Below are 15304 nucleotides of genomic sequence, written 5' to 3' on the forward strand. Positions count from 1 at the left end.
TATTATGCAATTTACCCAATTAAAATATAGTAGTTTTTTAATTATATTCAGTATTACTGGTTGTCAACAAATAGATCCTTATCAGAAGCCTAAAATTTCTTTATCTCATAATTATCCGATTCAAACTCAGCACTCTTACCAAGCACTTTCTTGGATTGATTATGTCAAAGATCAACAACTTATTAATATTGTCGATCTGGCACTAGTGGCGAATCAGGATTTAAAGATTGCTTCATTACGTATGCATGAAGCACAAGCGGCTTATAACATTCAACGTGCTGAACTTTTTCCGAATATAGGTGGTACTGCGAGCATGGAACGCAGTCATGTGCCTGCCGACTTATCTTATGTCGGTAGAGAAGTGACATCCAGTCAGTATTCTGTGGGTCTTGGCATGAACCAATGGGAGCTGGATTTGTGGGGTCGTATCCGCAGCTTGAATGAAGCGGCTTTGCAGCAATTTCTTGCAGTTGAAAGCAATGTGCGTGCAGCACGCAATAGTATTATGCAGCAAACTGTTCAAAGTTATTTAACGTTATCTGAACTGGATAAACGCATCCATTTTGCTCAGCGCTCTGTACAGAATTATGAAAAATCAGTACGAATTTTTAAGCGCCGTTTTGAGGTGGGTGCAGGCTCTAAAGTGGAATACATGCAAGCAAAAACAATGCTCAGTAATGGTCAAGCTTTAGTGGCTGAATTACAGAAATCCCGTGCACTGACTGCAAACTATTTAGTGCAATTGGTGGGACAGCCGATTTCTTTGCCTAAAACAGATTTAGATCAAGTGACTTTTAAAACAAGTATGCTACAAACGGGTTTGCCTTCAGACTTATTGTTGAACCGTCCTGATATTCATGCTGCGGAAGCAATGCTTAAATCTAAGCATGCCAATATCTATGCGGCACGCGCAGCATTTTTTCCACGTATCGCACTGACGGGCAGTTTTGGAACAGCCAGTGCAGATTTAGACGATTTATTTAAATCTGGCAGCAGTGTTTGGTCGTTTGCTCCTAGTATCAGTGTGCCTATTTTTACTGCGGGTCGTCTAAAAAATAATTTGACCTTAGCAGAAGTGCGTAAAGAGATTGCAGTGGCAGAGTATGAAAAGACGGTACAGAACGCATTCCGTGAAGTCTCTGATGCACTGGTTCAACAGAAATATTTAGATCAACAATTACGGATTCAGAAACAAGGACTCAGTGCTTTCCAGGAAACTGCACGGCTGGCACAACTGCGTTATGACAACGGTGCTGTGGGATATTTAGACGTTTTGGATGCACAGCGCAATTTACTTAGTGCAGAACAGCAATTGATTGAAACGCAAAGTAGCTTAATGCAGTCCTATGTCAGTCTTTATTTTGCCTTGGGTGGTGACACCGCATTTGCAAAAAAAATTTAAAATATTGGGTAATTAAACATGAATTTTAAGAAAATAACCATTGCTGGGTTCATCGTTGTTTTAGGGTTGGTCGCTTATCTGATCTGGAAAAATATGAATAAGCCAGACACTGATGCCTTAGTCAGTGGCAATGGACGTATTGAAGCCACTGAAATTAACGTATCTAGTAAGCTATCTGGCCAGTTAGAAGAAATTTTGGTTAAAGAAGGTGACTTTGTCGAGCCTGGTCAAATCTTGGCGCGGGTTAAAATTTCGACTTTAGAAGCCCAGTTACGTGAATTGGAAGCACAACAGCGTCAAGCCCAGGATGCGATTGCGACAGCGGAAGCACAAGTGGCGATGCGGATCAGCGAAAAAGCCGCCGCTGAAGCCATGGTACAACAGCGTGAAACAGAACTGATGGCGGCTAAAAATCGTTTAGCGCGTACCGAAGTTTTAGCCAAAGAAGGCGCATCGTCCAAGCAACAACTGGATGATGAACGTGCCGCAGCACAGCAAGCCGTTGCGGTATTAAGCGCAGCCAAAGCACAGGTACAAAGTGCCCAAGGGGCAATTGTTGCGTCTAAAAGCCAAGTGTCAGCCGCACATTCTCAAGTCGATGCCATCAAAGCCTCGGTGGAACGGATTAAATTTGATATGGATGATGCACAGTTACGTGCACCATTAAAAGCACGTGTTCAGTTCCGTGTCGCGCAGCCGGGTGAGTTGGTGGCAGCGGGCGGGCGTGTGCTCAATCTGATTGATTTATCTGATGTGTATATGACGTTCTTTTTGCCTGAAACCGTTGCAGGTAAAATTGCTATTGGAACAGAAGTACGTATTGTATTGGATGCTGCGAAAAATGTGGTGATTCCAGCTACAGTGTCTTTTGTTGCCGATACTGCACAGTTCACACCAAAATCGGTGGAAACGGAAAGCGAACGTCAAAAACTGATGTTCCGTGTTAAAGCGAAAATTGATCCAACTTTATTGAACAAATATATCGAACAAGTCAAAACAGGTTTGCCAGGTGTGGCATATATCAAAATTGATGATCAGGCAGCTTGGCCGACATTTTTAGAGAACACAGTTAAATGATGACACAACAATCTGAAAAAGGATCGGTTGTTGCAGAAATTGAAAATGTTAGTCTGAAATATGGAAAAACGGTTGCACTGAATCAAGTGTCGCTATCCTTACCAGCAGGCTGCATGATCGGTTTAATCGGTCCAGATGGGGTGGGGAAATCCAGTCTATTGGCTTTGCTGTCAGGGGCGAAAATTGTACAGCAAGGTCGCTTAAAGGTGTTGGGCGGTGATATTGCCGATAAACAACACCGTACCCGTGTTTGCCCACATATTGCCTATATGCCGCAGGGTTTAGGGAAAAACCTATATAAAACTTTATCGGTTGAAGAGAATTTACAGTTTGTGGCACGTCTGTTTGGGCATGATGCTGCCGAGCGACGCAAACGGATTGATGATCTGACCAAAAGCACAGGCTTGTACAATTTTCTCGACCGTCCTGCGGGTAAATTATCGGGTGGGATGAAGCAGAAATTAAGTCTGTGCTGTTCTTTGATTCATGATCCCGATTTTCTGATTTTAGATGAGCCGACCACAGGGGTTGACCCTTTGGCACGGGCGCAATTTTGGGAACTGATTAACCGCATTCGCAAAGTTCGTCCACAGATGAGTGTTATTGTTGCTACTGCTTATATGGATGAAGCACAAGGCTTTGACTGGCTGGCGATGATGGATGATGGGCAGATTTTAAAAACTGGCACACCACAAGAATTATTGACTGAAACGCAATGTAACAGTTTAGAAGATGCTTTTATTCAACTATTGCCAGAAGAAAAAAAGCTCGGCTATGAGCCTGTGGTGATTCCGCCTTTACCTGACTACGGTTCAGAAAGCTATGCTCTTGAAGCGCAAGATTTAACAGTGAAATTTGGTGATTTTACTGCGGTAGATCATGTTAATTTTAAAATTAAGCGTGGTGAAATATTTGGTTTCTTAGGCTCGAATGGTTGTGGTAAATCCACCACCATGAAAGTGCTGACGGGACTTTTAGAAGCCTCAGAAGGTCAGGCGTGGCTGTTTGGTGAGCCTGTAGAGGGCAACAATATTGAAACTCGTCGCCGTGTCGGCTATATGTCGCAGGCATTTTCCCTATACAGCGAGCTGACCATTGTGCAGAATTTGGTCTTACATGCCAAATTATTTCATGTACCAAAAGAACAGATTGAGCCACGTGTACAGCTCATGCTGGAGCGTTTTGACCTGGAAGAAGTCAAAGAAAAACTGCCCGATGATTTGCCTTTGGGCGTGCGTCAGCGTTTATCGCTTGCAGTGGCATTGGTGCATAATCCTGAAATTTTAATTTTGGATGAACCAACTTCGGGGGTTGATCCGATTGCTCGTGATAATTTTTGGCGATATTTAATCAATTTATCACGCAATGATGGCGTGACCATCTTCATTTCTACGCATTTTATGAATGAAGCTTTGCGTTGCGACCGTATGTCGATGATGCACGCTGGGCGGGTACTCGATAGTGCATCTCCTGCACAATTAATTGAAAATCGTCAGGCTGAAACGCTTGAAGAAGCCTTTATTGGTTACTTGATTGATGCAGGTGCAGGCACGAAAGATCAGCCAACAGATGCTGAAGCAAATATTAGCGAAGTTTCCGACAATAAAGAAATTGACACAACACCGAAAAAATTTAGTTTGCTGCGTTTATTCAGTTTTGCATGGCGTGAAACTTTGGAACTGGCACGAGATCCCATTCGAGCGACCATGGCATTAATGGGGTCACTGATTTTGCTGTTGGTGATGGGTTATGGCATCACCATGGATGTAGAAGATTTAAAATTTGCGGTACTGGATCATGATCAAAGCAGTTTGAGTCAGAATTACAGCATGAGTATTGCGGGGTCACGCTATTTTATTGAAAAACCACCGTTGCAAAGTTATGACGATATCGATCGGCGAATGCGTAGCGGTGAAATTTCCTTAGCGATAGAAATTCCGCCTAATTTTGCTCGAGATGTGGCGCGTGGCGAACAGGTGCAAGTCGGGGTGTGGATTGATGGTGCAATGCCACAACGTGCAGAAACCGTACAAGGTTATGTACAGGGGATTCACACTTACTGGCTCATGCAAAAGACGTTGGAACAAAGCGGTGATGCAACATCAAGTACAGTGAATGTCGAAACGCGCTATCGCTATAACCCTGATATTAAAAGTTTACCTGCGATGACCCCCGCGGTGATGCCTTTATTGTTGTTACTGATTCCTGCCATGTTGACGGCTTTATCGGTGGTACGAGAGAAAGAACTCGGTTCAATTGTCAATTTATACGTCACGCCTGTGACACGCAGCGAATTTTTAATCGGCAAACAGATTCCGTATATCGTGTTGGCGATGTTGAACTACTTTATGATGTGTTTGATCATCGTGACTTTATTTGATGTACCTGTCAAAGGCAGTTTTTTTACCCTCACAGTTGCTGCATTTCTGTTTGTGATTTTTGCCACAGGGATGGGTTTATTGGCATCCACAGTGACCAAAAGTCAGATTGCGTCAATGTTTTTGGTGATGATTGGGACGTTGGTACCTGTCATGCAATTTGCAGGGATTATTAACCCTGTTACCTCCTTAGATGGTTTTGGGCGTTGGTTTGGTGAAATTTATCCTGCAACACACATGGTCAATATTAGCCGTGGAATTTTCAATAAAGGTTTAGGTTTTTCAGACCTAACACACGCTATATGGATTATGGCACTGTTGATTCCAGTCATCATGTTTGCAGCCATTGCCTTGCTGAAAAAACAGGAGCAATAAGATGTTCAAAAAAGTACAGAATATCTATCAGCTCGGATGTAAAGAACTTTGGAGCCTGTGGCGTGATCCTGCCATGTTGGTGCTGATTATTTACACCTTTACCATCTCAGTATATACCGCATCAACAGCGGTCAAAGATACCTTGAATATGGCACCGATTGCGATTGTGGATGAGGATCACTCTACCTTGTCGGAACGGATTTCTTCAGCCTTTTATCCGCCTAATTTTATCAGTAAAACCACCACGCTTGGCACGATGGATGCAGGCATGGACGCAGGTGAATTTACCTTTGCGGTCAATATTCCGAGTAATTTCCAGTCGGATGTACTGTCGGGTGATGCAGCAGAAATTCAGGTTAATGTGGATGCAACCCGAATGACCCAAGCCATGTCTGGCGCAGGTTATATTCAGCAGATCATTCAATCTGAAGTAAATGAATATGTACTTCGCAATCGTGAAATTAGCCAGCTACCGATAGATTTGGCAATACGTTCCCGTTTTAACCCGACACTGGAAAATATATGGTTTAACAGTGTGATGCAAATCATTAATAACGTGGCGATGCTTTCGATTATCCTCACGGGGGCAGCACTGATTCGTGAGCGTGAACATGGCACCATTGAACATCTGATGGTGATGCCCGTGACGGTGTTTGAAATCATGATGTCCAAAGTCTGGTCGATGAGTTTAGTGGTCTTGATTGCGGCATTTGTCGGTTTAAAAGTCGTGGTTCAAGGGGCATTGCATGTGCCGATTGAGGGCAGTTTAGCGCTGTTTTTCTTTGGTGCTTTTCTGACCTTGTTTGCCACCACTTCGATGGGAATTTATATGGCCACCGTGTCGAAATCTATGCCGCAGTTTGGCTTGCTAATGATGTTGGTACTAATTCCAATGCAATTGTTGTCAGGTGGGTCAACTCCACGTGAAAGCATGCCGGAAATAGTGCAGCATGTCATGATGATTGCCCCAACTACACACTTCGTCTCTTTGGCTCAGGCCATTTTATACCGTAATGCAGGATTCGATGTGGTGTGGCCATCATTTGTATGGTTGTTAGGTATTGCGTCAGTGTTTTTTTATGTGTCTTGGAAGCGCTTTAAAGACACGATTCATACCATGGCGTAAAGGGTTTCCCTTTTGCAGGCAGATGACTCCCCGAATAGTCTGCCTGCTTTTTTTTTATTCTTTGATAATAATTCAATGGCGCAAGATTTAAATAAATGTCATTGAATAGCATAATTTTTTTGAAATTTATAGGGGAATGTAGTGCTTCAAATTCTCTCTGAACTATGTGGCGGTGTCGGTCTATTTTTAATTGGTATGACGTTACTGACTGATAGCCTTAAAGAAATTGCAGGTCAGACCTTGAAGGAGTTACTGACAAGGTTTACGGCAACACCGTTTAAAGCCATGCTGTCAGGTTTGAGTATGACATTGCTGGTGCATTCATCTACAGCAACAATTGTCGCCGCCATTGGTTTTGTCGGAGCAGGGGTACTCAGTTTCACGCAAGCCATGAGTGTGGTGATTGGTGCCAATATCGGCACAACCAGTACTGGTTGGATTGTGGCATTTTTGGGCATGAAATTTTCCATTTCCATGTTGGCATTACCGATGATTGCTTTAGGCGCTCTGCTTAAACTCATCGCTAAAGGCCAAATGGCCTTATTGGGCCTTGTGATTGCAGGCTTTGGTCTGATTTTCTTTGGCATCGATGTTTTGCAAAAAGCCATGGCGGGGTTTGCTGTACACTCAGATTTATCCTTTTTTGGTTATGACAGCTTGTGGTCACAATTGGTTTTGGTGCTGATCGGCATCATTATGGCAATGCTGCTGCAGTCCTCTAGTGCATCTATTACAGCGACTATGGCTGCCTTAGTCAGTGGTGCGATTGACTTGCCGCAGGCGCTATATATGGTGATTGGGCAAAATATTGGTGCAGTCAGCATTACCGTGATTTCGGTGATTGGCGCTTCGATCAATGCCAAACGAACAGTTGCTGTGAACGTGATTTTTAATCTCGTGAGTGCGATTGCTGCATTTTTCCTGTTAGCACCGTTTTTTCTTTGGTTGATTAAACACAGTGCATTTTTCAGCAGCATTGATCAAGTGATTATGCTCGCGATGTTTCATACAGCATTCAGTGTGTTGGGGGCATGTATGTTTATGCCAAGTCTGAAATTTTTAGAACAGAAAATTATCCAATGGTTGCCAAGTAATAATCCTGCCATTTTAGACAGTCTGGATGATGCAAGTTTGCAAGTACCTGCCATTGCAGTACAGGCCGCGGAAAAGGCGGTATATTTCAGCATATTTGAGATTTTTAAAATTCTACAAATGGTTTTTCAGACCGGTACATTACCTAGACATCAACAGTTGAATACGCTGAATGAGATTATTCAGCATATTGAGCAGTATTTAGAAAAAATAGCGATTCCTGAGCATCCTGCACTCAAACAAAAATTCTTATCATTACTGCGAGTAATGGTCTATGTACGTGTCTTACATAATGATTTAGAGCGTTTAGATAATGCCATATTGCTACGAACACAGCCGGCAATTTTTCAGTTAGCACTAGATTATTGCAATATTTTAGAAAGTTACTTTTCACATATAGAACAGTTAGCAGATCGGTCAGTCATTGAAAATCTTAGAGCCGATTTAAATCAGTTAAAAAAATGGACCAGTAGCCATCGTGCCGAAACGCGTAAAAAAGTCATGGAATATACCGAAGTAAATCAATTAAGCGCATCCAAAGGGGTGGAATTATTAGCTGCACAGCGTTGGATGGATCGCTTAATTGCACATAGCTATCGTTTCTCTAACGTGATGTATGAGCGTCTTTTAGAGGAGTCTTGATGAATGTGGTTCATCGCATTTTTTATCCAGCTGTGTTGAGGCTAAGAAATTGAATACTGTATTACTAGATTTGTCCTTTCAAGAATTATTGAGAGTCATGGTATCTGCATTAGGCTGCGGTTTATTAATCGGTTTAGAACGGGAAAGGCATAATCGTAAAGAAAGTGAACCCAGTTTTGCCGGACTGCGTTCATTTACCATTTGCGCCTTGCTTGGGGCAGTATGTTTTTTACTACATCTTGCAGTAGGTATCTTAGGTGCATTTTCAGTCACGACTTTTTGTGTTTATAGCCTGATTAAACAAAAACAGGATATTGGTGCGACCACTGAACTGGCATTTTTGATGACCTATTTGATTGGTGCATTATGTGTGTTTAATGTGCCGCTTGCTGCAGGGTTAGCGGTAGTGTTGTGTCTGATTTTAATGGGCAAGCAGTCATTGCATTATTTTGCTGGCAATTGGATTCAGCATTTTGAACTGCGTGACGGTTTGTTTTTACTGGCACTGATTTTAATTGCCTTGCCACTGATGCCGGATCAGGCAATGTGGGGCACAGTACTCAATCCATATGTGATTCTAAAACTGCTGATCATGATTTTAGGCGTACAGTCCTTGGCACATATTGCTAAACGTCTCTTGCCAAACAATAAAGCCTTGATGTTGTCATCTTTGGCATCCGGTTTTGTTTCTAGCACCGCAACTATTGCCAGTTTGGGCATGGAAGTCCGTTCAGGCAAAGCAGAAGCCAAATCTAATGCTGGTGCAGGCTTAATTTCCTGTATTGCGACCCTGTTACAGCTGCTGATTATTGTCGCAGGGATTAATTTTGCTTGGTTTAAGGTTTTATTGTTGCCTTGCAGTATTGGCATTGCAGTGCTTTTGATCATTGCCTTGATGTTAATTCATTCATCCAAAGCGACGATGGGTCAACAGGCTACACCACAAAATGATATTACGCATATGGACAGTCGGATGTTCAGCATTAAGGAAGCCTTGATCATTGTGGTAACACTGACAGTGATTCAAGCAGCGGTATATGGCTTGAATGTAGTGTTGGGTGATAGCGGTTTGATTATTGGGGCATTCTTCGCTTCTTTATTTGAAGTGCATGCCGCCATGGCAACGGTGGTGATGCAAGGAACACCACAGCAGATGACGTTGGTCTACGCTATGATGATTGGTTTGGCTGCACATGCATTTTCTAAAAGCATCAATGCATTTTTAACTGGTGGCGGGAAATATTTTCTATATTTTGCCCCCGCACAAATGCTGCATATGGCGATTTTAATGGCGGTACTTTGGATGGTTATTCAGTAAATTTAGGATTTATTTTCAATATTTTAGAATGATATTTAAGTTTTTGTTTTGTAATTCTATTTATTTTTAGCCAACTAAAAATGGCATTGCTTTTAAGAAATATGGGTAGTATATGAATTCCGTAGTTACACAAGCCTCCCCCCCGGTATATGGTCAAGTTGAGCGATATATTAATCGCGAGTTGTCAATTTTAGATTTTAATTTACGTGTCTTAGAACAAGCGGTCGATCCTTTAAATCCACTCTTAGAAAAATTGAATTTTTTATTAATTTTTTCTAGAAATTTAGATGAGTTTTTTGAAATTCGTGTTGCAACTATGTTGGAACATTTTGTTCAAGAGCGAGACATACAAACGGCTGATGGTTTATCCCCACAAGAAATTTTACATCAAATTTCGGAGACAGCACATGCTGCGATTGAACGCCAATATCAAATTTTAAATGAGCAAATTTTTCCGCAGTTAAGAGAAGAAGGCATCAGCTTTTTAAGACGTGGAGAGTTAACTCAAGCACAATCTAATTGGGTCAAAAAATATTTTCAGGAACAGGTTGCACCAGCCTTAACACCAATAAGTTTAGATCCTGCGCATCCCTTTCCACGCTTGGTCAACAAATCACTTAATTTCATTGTGACTTTGGAAGGTAAGGATGCCTTTGGCCGTCAGATCGATTTGGCAGTGGTTCCTGCACCACGTTCATTGCCACGTGTGGTGCGTTTGCCAGATGAGTTGACCGAAGGCAAAGAGCATCATGTGATGCTCTCTTCAATTATTCATACTCATGTGTCTGATTTATTTCCGGGAATGACGGCAACGGGTTGCTATCAATTTAGAGTAACCCGAAATGCAGATTTAACGTTAACTGAAGATGTTGAAGACTTAGCGGAAGCCTTAAAAGACGAACTCAGTTCACGCCGTTTTGGTCGGGCAGTACGTTTGGAGGTCAATAAAAATTGTCCAACACATATTTATGAATACTTACTCAAAGAATTCGATTTGGATACGCATCAATTGTATCGTGTCGACGGGCCTGTTAATTTGGCTCGATTGGTCTCGGATTTTAAACGCCCATATTTACGCTATGAGCCACATACTCCTGTGATTCCAAAAATACTGAAAAAATCTGCAAATATTTTCAGTGCGATGCAGAAACAAGATATTTTATTGCATCATCCTTTTGAATCATTTTCCCCTGTAATTCGATTATTACGTGAAGCCGCGCAAGATCCGCATGTTTTGGCCATTAAACAGACCTTGTACCGTAGCGGTGCAAATTCAGAAATTGTGCAAATTTTGGCTGAGGCGGCAAGAAATGGTAAAGAAGTCACCGCAGTGATTGAATTACGGGCACGGTTTGATGAAGAGTCCAATATCGCTGTTGCCAATGTTTTACAGGAAGCGGGTGCCGTGGTGGTATATGGCATTGTCGGCTATAAAACTCATGCCAAAATGATTTTGGTGGTACGCCGAGAAAATCAAAAACTGGTGCGCTACGCACATTTAGGTACAGGAAATTATCATGCTGGCAATGCCAAAATTTACACTGATTACGGTTTATTAACGACCAATCAAGATTTGTGTGAAGATGTACATCGTATTTTTCAAGAATTAACCGGTATGGGCAAAATGGTGAAGTTAAAGAAACTTCTACATGCACCATTTACTTTGCATAGTCAGTTGATGAATTTTATTGAAAACGAGATTGTGCTTGCGAAAGCAGGGAAACCGGCAAAAATTATCATTAAGGTCAATGCACTAACCGAAGTTCAATTGATTAATAAATTATACGAAGCTTCTCAAGCTGGTGTGCAAATAGAATTAATCATTCGTTCTATTTGTTGTTTACGTCCAGGCCTAATTGGCTTATCAGAAAATATTCGTGTTCGCTCAATTGTAGGGCGTTTTCTTGAGCATACTCGTGTCTATTATTTTTACAATAATGGTGATACACGTGTGTATTGTTCTAGTGCTGACTGGATGGAGCGTAATTTATTTAAACGTGTTGAAGTGTGCTTTCCTATTGAAAATACTAGACTCAAAAAAAGAATTTATCAGCAAGGGTTAGAAAATTATTTAATGGATAATCAACAAGCATGGCTATTACAAAGTGATGGTAGTTGGAAGCGTAACTCATGCATAGAAAATGAAAAGCCACATAATGCGCAGCACTTTTTGTTAAGCGTTATAAAGTAAATGCTTAACTTAAAGTTAACTCTTTTTAGGCCTATTCAACAACATTTAAGAAATTATGATCTTTCGATACAGGTGGAATGCCACTAATTTTAAAGTAGCAAGCACTTTGCCACCTTTTGTCAAATAAAGTTATAGGCAGATATAATATTTTAAGTTGTTGGATGGTCATTGTTTTTTGATTTAACACATTTAAATAGGATAAACATTTTTGGGTACTTTATATTTTGATCAAGTCTTACCTGTCCAGATGCCGAAGTTGATCTTTTTGCCTTGGTAAAAATATTTCATTTGGCTTATTTTATTTCATAGCGAATGAGTACGATGAAACAATAATGACATAATTTGAATATATCTAAATTATGTCGGTTTTCATTTGATCTAAATTTTTTAAATTCTTTTCATATCATTATATGAAAAATTTCTGTATTAGCTGATAGTAATACGGTAGAGAATAATTAAAAAACTGCTGATTAAAATGATAAGAGTAAAGGGAATTAAAAATTTATTAGATGTGAGCTTCATTTTTTCATTTTCCTATCACAAGATGCTGTTTTATATATTATAATTATACTATAAGTTATGTTGAAAATAACAAAAAATATGTAATTTTTTAACATGATTTTAAAAATTTAACTGAAATTGATAAGGGTTATTTTCGATTTTTATTTTCTCAATTTGATGAAAAAATATGAACCAATTTTCATAAAAGGTAGTATAGATTTAACTCTTAAAAAAGCAATTTTTGATATTGTTAAATTAATTTTGTTATATTTGAAAATTAGATGGTATTGAATTTGGATGGAGAGAATTCTTACTACTTCTAATTATCTTGATATTAAGTGTAAAACCAATACTTATAGGTTTTACACTTATATAGATTCTAAATCTAAATTATTTTACTGATTAAATCTTAGATCATCCCAATAACATGGCACTACAATCAAATTGTTCTCATGTAACCGTGACCATAATCGGGCACCTAAATCCCGCTGCATATTTTGGATTGTGAAATTGGAAATCAGCAGTGTAGATTTCATATTGTCATAACGACTATATAAAACCTTATGCACCATCTCCAGGCGTTTTTCATGTCGGTCATGCAGGCCATATTCATCTATCACCAATAAATCAAAACTGGAGAAATGCTCGATAACTTCCTTTTCAGAGCGTGAAGCATCTGACCAGGTGTCCATCATTTTTTGAGCAATTTCTGCACTGGTATAGTAGCGTGCAGATTTTGTACTGTTATGCAGAATGTTGCGAATGATTGACGCACTCAGATGAGTCTTTCCTGTACCTGGTGTACCAATGAGCAGCAGGTTTGGATAATGGTCAGAAATAATTTGCTGTGCAAAAGCCTGACATAGTTTTATGGCATTGTCTTGAGCAGGACATGCAACTACATAATTCTTGAAGCCACGGTCCAGGTAGCGTTTATTGAGCCCTGAGTTTTTGATTTTCTGTTGCAGCAACCGTTGTTGCAGCTCATCTGCATAGGCTGCATGTGAGCGATGGACCATTTCTTTTGCACACAATTTGCAAAGCCTGTGACCGGCGATTTCCATCAGGGGTATATGATGGGTAGGGCAGAGTGCTTCTGTTGTTTCTGCGCGAAACTGGAGCGTTTTAAGCATGGTATTCATGATTGTTCTCCTAAATCCATTTTGAATTTTCTAAAAAACTCTCATTTTTTTCTTCAAAATTTGAAGATGAAGATGAAGATGAAGATGAAGATGAAGATGAAGATGAAGATGAAGGGCATGGTTCAAGCATGACTTGAGTAATACTCGGGCTCTTCTCAGGAGCTGCTTGAGCATTTACTTTTCGTTGCTTGGCTGATGCTTGAGCATTAGTTGCGGATTTTCCCCAACGTGCTTGAGCTGCATTTTTAGCTTTATCAGATTTCATTTGCTGATTTTGCAATGCCTGGCTTTTTAAACTGGTTAAAAAACTTGAATGAATTTGCTCAGATTCGATTTCAAACAATTCCAGGGCTATTAGCGTATTCAACAAAGTTTTAGCCTTGGTATGTTGCGATAATTTTGTGATGCTACATACCGTAGCTAGGTCATGAGGAATAGCACCGTTTTTCCAGAAATCCATCATTAACAGCAGTGCGGCACCAATTTGTTCTGCTGTCATTCGTGCAAATTTCGCCTGTAGGTCGCCAATATAGAGTGGCATCCAAATTGAAATATGTTTATGCATGTGTTCACCTTTTTTATAGGTATAGAGGGCTAAGGTCATCAATCAGATGACCTTGTATATTTATTTGATCAGGGAGCTAAGCTTATTAACCGGAGGCGAGCCTGTTGGGCTAGGTCATCGTAATGGGCTTGTCCATCATCCAGCAGTCGCTGTAGCCACAGTCTTAACGCCTGGTGATCATCGAAGCATTTGTTGATCTCCAGCAAAAACGCCAGATTGTGCAGTTTGGGAATGTGTAGCTCATGGATTAATTCACGAGCGACCGTATCCGCTTCAGGACTGACGACCACACCACCAAAGAAAGCTTTACTATTCATGTGCAAGCTCCTCTGTATTTAGTTTTTCCAGCATGGCTTCAAATGCACTGCCATCACGACGGGTAACATTGGGGATGTAACGGCTATAGACCCGGAATAGCATTTCAGTCGTTGAATGTCCCAATTGACGTGCGATCCATTCCGGATTCTCTCCTGCCGACAGCCAGAGCGTTGCTGCTGTATGACGTGTTTGGTAGGCTCTTCTAGGCTTTAATCCTAGAAAGCGCAAGATCGGATGCCAGACACGTTTATTCACCAAACGGTAATCGAGAGGTCCACCATCACGATTGCAGAAAACAAACTCTGATTTACCATTATTTAAGCTTTTCTGTTGCAGAAAGGCTTGGTAAACGCGGTCACTCATCTGGATTGTGCGGTCAGAACCATAGGTTTTGGTTCCACCCAGTTCCCCATTCACCAAGGCTTCACGAATATGGATTTCCCGACGTTGCAAGTCCACATTTTTCCATTGCAACCCATCAATTTCACTGGTGCGCATACCTGTGAAAAACCGAACAGTGTAATAAGGCTTAAAATCATCACGAACTGTGGCCAAGATTGCATGTACTTCCTTTAATGAAAAAGGCGTGACTTCAATTTTCCCTTGCTTTAAGTTCTTGATATTCTTATAAGGACTGTCAAAGTCATATCGTTCGGCAGCACTATCGAGTATCATACGAAGTGCTATCATAATCTGGTTGATTCTTGATGGTGAAAGGCATTCTTGGTTTTTCCCGTGAGTCACTTTGGCGAGGGATGAACGGAATCCAAGAATGTCTGACTTTTTGATATTAATAACCGGAATTGTGCCAAAAAAAGGAATTAAGTACTTTCTGATCACAATTTGAATTTTTTCCTTGTAGCTTGTACGCCATTCTATTTCTTTATCAGTGAACCAGATTTCACAGAACTTAGAAAATAGAGGTGTTTTTGAGCTGATTTCATTTACTCTGTTTTCTGCATTTTTGATTTCTTTCAAACGAGAACTTTTTGGAAAGTATTTAGCATAGTCAAAAATACCCAATAAGATTTCTGCCTCCATTCGTTCAATCGCTTTTTCAAGCTTTTTTCGATTTTGAGCATTGTCTTCAAGAGCGGTGGTTTCACGGCAACGGATACTTAAGTATCGAAAATCGACACATAACTTACCGTATCTAGTACGAATAGCAGCCATAATT

At 40.6% G+C, this 15304-nt stretch carries 11 protein-coding genes; 7 read left to right on the top strand and 4 right to left on the bottom strand.

Features of this window, described 5'->3' with window-relative positions:
- Positions 1 to 4 precede the first annotated feature (4 nt).
- The 7 genes from KNQ97_RS09855 to ppk1 all read left to right on the top strand — a co-directional run bounded on the left by KNQ97_RS09855 (position 5) and on the right by ppk1 (position 11601).
- Complete coding sequence (locus KNQ97_RS09855; protein ID WP_004907105.1) at positions 5 to 1402, top strand: efflux transporter outer membrane subunit; 1398 nt, start codon at positions 5 to 7, stop codon at positions 1400 to 1402.
- An 18-nt stretch (positions 1403 to 1420) separates the two neighbouring features.
- Positions 1421 to 2479: an HlyD family secretion protein gene (locus tag KNQ97_RS09860; protein ID WP_057050470.1), complete on the top strand. Its 1059-nt coding sequence runs from the start codon at positions 1421 to 1423 to the stop codon at positions 2477 to 2479.
- Positions 2476 to 5232, top strand: a complete 2757-nt coding sequence (gene rbbA / locus KNQ97_RS09865; protein WP_130114134.1) for a ribosome-associated ATPase/putative transporter RbbA — start codon at positions 2476 to 2478, stop codon at positions 5230 to 5232. The genes KNQ97_RS09860 and rbbA overlap by 4 nt, the downstream gene beginning before the upstream one ends.
- Position 5233: 1 nt before the next feature.
- Positions 5234 to 6358 carry an ABC transporter permease gene (locus KNQ97_RS09870; protein ID WP_130114133.1) on the top strand — a complete coding sequence of 375 codons (1125 nt, stop codon included), beginning with the start codon at positions 5234 to 5236 and terminating at the stop codon, positions 6356 to 6358.
- A gap of 141 nt (positions 6359 to 6499) precedes the next feature.
- Complete coding sequence (locus tag KNQ97_RS09875; RefSeq protein WP_253612165.1) at positions 6500 to 8092, top strand: Na/Pi symporter; 1593 nt, start codon at positions 6500 to 6502, stop codon at positions 8090 to 8092.
- A gap of 49 nt (positions 8093 to 8141) precedes the next feature.
- Complete coding sequence (locus KNQ97_RS09880; RefSeq protein ID WP_004907087.1) at positions 8142 to 9410, top strand: MgtC/SapB family protein; 1269 nt, start codon at positions 8142 to 8144, stop codon at positions 9408 to 9410.
- A gap of 112 nt (positions 9411 to 9522) precedes the next feature.
- A complete protein-coding gene (gene ppk1, locus KNQ97_RS09885; RefSeq protein WP_004907085.1) occupies positions 9523 to 11601 on the top strand; it encodes a polyphosphate kinase 1 in 2079 nt (692 codons plus the stop codon).
- Positions 11602 to 12497: 896 nt separating this feature from the next.
- On the opposite strand, the gene KNQ97_RS09890 is transcribed toward ppk1, so the two are convergent.
- From KNQ97_RS09890 to KNQ97_RS09905, 4 genes are all read right to left on the bottom strand, one after another.
- Positions 12498 to 13244: an ATP-binding protein gene (locus KNQ97_RS09890; protein WP_004985725.1), complete on the bottom strand. Its 747-nt coding sequence runs from the start codon at positions 13242 to 13244 to the stop codon at positions 12498 to 12500.
- Positions 13245 to 13254: 10 nt separating this feature from the next.
- Positions 13255 to 13809, bottom strand: coding sequence for a DUF1376 domain-containing protein (locus tag KNQ97_RS09895; protein ID WP_057692702.1), 555 nt, complete (start codon positions 13807 to 13809; stop codon positions 13255 to 13257).
- 68 nt (positions 13810 to 13877) lie between these two features.
- Complete coding sequence (locus tag KNQ97_RS09900; RefSeq protein WP_031977698.1) at positions 13878 to 14126, bottom strand: hypothetical protein; 249 nt, start codon at positions 14124 to 14126, stop codon at positions 13878 to 13880.
- A complete protein-coding gene (locus KNQ97_RS09905) occupies positions 14119 to 15300 on the bottom strand; it encodes a site-specific integrase (protein WP_004985718.1) in 1182 nt (393 codons plus the stop codon). Before KNQ97_RS09905 ends, KNQ97_RS09900 begins: the two co-directional genes overlap by 8 nt.
- Positions 15301 to 15304 lie beyond the last annotated feature (4 nt).

Origin of the sequence: Acinetobacter sp. UC24323, assembly GCF_024151445.1 — a bacterium.
Lineage (GTDB): Bacteria > Pseudomonadota > Gammaproteobacteria > Pseudomonadales > Moraxellaceae > Acinetobacter > Acinetobacter baumannii.

Coding starts and splice junctions, on each gene's coding strand:
- KNQ97_RS09895 (WP_057692702.1), bottom strand. CDS start 13,809: ATGCATAAACATATTTCAATTTGGATGCCACTCTATATTGGCGACCTA.
- KNQ97_RS09855 (WP_004907105.1), top strand. CDS start 5: ATGCAATTTACCCAATTAAAATATAGTAGTTTTTTAATTATATTCAGT.
- KNQ97_RS09860 (WP_057050470.1), top strand. CDS start 1,421: ATGAATTTTAAGAAAATAACCATTGCTGGGTTCATCGTTGTTTTAGGG.
- KNQ97_RS09890 (WP_004985725.1), bottom strand. CDS start 13,244: ATGAATACCATGCTTAAAACGCTCCAGTTTCGCGCAGAAACAACAGAA.
- KNQ97_RS09905 (WP_004985718.1), bottom strand. CDS start 15,300: ATGGCTGCTATTCGTACTAGATACGGTAAGTTATGTGTCGATTTTCGA.
- KNQ97_RS09900 (WP_031977698.1), bottom strand. CDS start 14,126: ATGAATAGTAAAGCTTTCTTTGGTGGTGTGGTCGTCAGTCCTGAAGCG.
- ppk1 (WP_004907085.1), top strand. CDS start 9,523: ATGAATTCCGTAGTTACACAAGCCTCCCCCCCGGTATATGGTCAAGTT.
- KNQ97_RS09870 (WP_130114133.1), top strand. CDS start 5,234: ATGTTCAAAAAAGTACAGAATATCTATCAGCTCGGATGTAAAGAACTT.
- rbbA (WP_130114134.1), top strand. CDS start 2,476: ATGATGACACAACAATCTGAAAAAGGATCGGTTGTTGCAGAAATTGAA.